Below are 1,371 nucleotides of genomic sequence, written 5' to 3'. Positions count from 1 at the left end.
ATTCAGTTGGCGCTGAATGGCCCAGTCAACTGAATCCTTCATAAGGGAGTACGTAACTCGGCGAGAGTATCGAAAGTCCGTAGATGATGCCGTGGGCACCTTAGTGCATGATGCAGATGTAGATTTTGATTTAGATCTGGCTTGGTTTAAGCAAAATCGATCCGCATTGATGTCATTCTCGATTATATTGAGAAGGAGCACGGAATCAGTACTTCGCCATCATTACAGAACAGCTCTCGCGGTTTCTCGTGAGGAGGATTTTTCGAGTTTAATATTAAGATTTATGGATAACACAGCTCTACCGATCTCTAGAGACGCTCGGTCGGCTCTTATGCTAAATTTCTACAGCTTTTGTATCATTAACATTGAGAGTCGGGGCGATCAATCTATACTGTTTCCGGCGCTTCGATCTGATTTGGCTACCCATTTAATTTCACAACGCATAAAGACCTTTGACGGACGTTTACTTGCACTAGTTTTCTTTAATAATACTGTAAAATGGCTGGACGATGTGGATTTTGCGGTCGAACGTGACGCAGCGACGATATATGACCTTTTTTACTGCCGGAATTCTGACCCCGGCGCTGTTCATTCCGTACGGTGCGATTACTCAAAGTTAGAGATGCTGTTGAACGCAACTTAGGAGCCTAATCGAAGTGATGACTAGCTTACGCTTAGAGCTTAACCAATTGACGTTACCGCACGCACCCAAGTTTGTGGAGACTGTGGACGGCTTCGAGGCCATTTACGAGAACTTCATCGCGCGTCCGGATGCTTATCTGACCGCCGTGAATGGCCGTCCGTTCGGCTTTCATTTTGTTTCATTGTTTCCTAATTATGAGACAAGTAACGACAAAGCTAGGCTCAAGTTGATACGAAATAGTGTTGAAGAATTCTCGCCAGACAACATCAGCATACACCTTGCAAAAGGTAATCTAGACGGCGTGGAGGTCGATAGGCTAATTCCAATAATCTATTGTAAGGAAAACCTCATAGAAGTCTGCTCCAGCGTGGATAAGATTCAGCAAGCTCTCGGTAGACCTCTTTTGATAGAGAATGTCGCAGAGTATTTTAAGCAACCAGGAAGCACCATGTCCTGCATCGATTTTATGCACGAGGTGGCACAAGCAACAAGCTGCTCTCTTCTGATAGATCTCACGAACTTTTACATTAATTGCGAGAATTTTGGCGAAAGCAGATCGGCATTGAAAAACATCAATGCGAGCTTTCTGGGTGAGGTGCATATTGCGGGGTACGCTACTGGGGGAGATTTTGTTCTGGACTCACACGACCAGGAATTATCGCCTCCATTGCTCGACTTGCTCGACGTATTTCTTGATACGTATTGCCCGCCCATCTTAACGCTGGAAC

Annotated in this window: 1 protein-coding gene; it reads left to right on the top strand. The window is 45.1% G+C overall.

The window, feature by feature from the left end; all coding sequences use genetic code 11:
• Nucleotides 1-725: 725 nt before the first annotated feature.
• Nucleotides 726-1,371, top strand: a 646-nt coding sequence (locus AC1DVA_RS28365; RefSeq protein ID WP_476808124.1) for a multinuclear nonheme iron-dependent oxidase, incomplete at its 3' end; no start/stop codon positions are given.

This window comes from Allobosea sp. P4_C6, from assembly GCF_056402015.1.
Note: the sequence above shows the minus strand (reverse complement) of the source record. Positions and strands in the feature narration are given on the sequence as shown.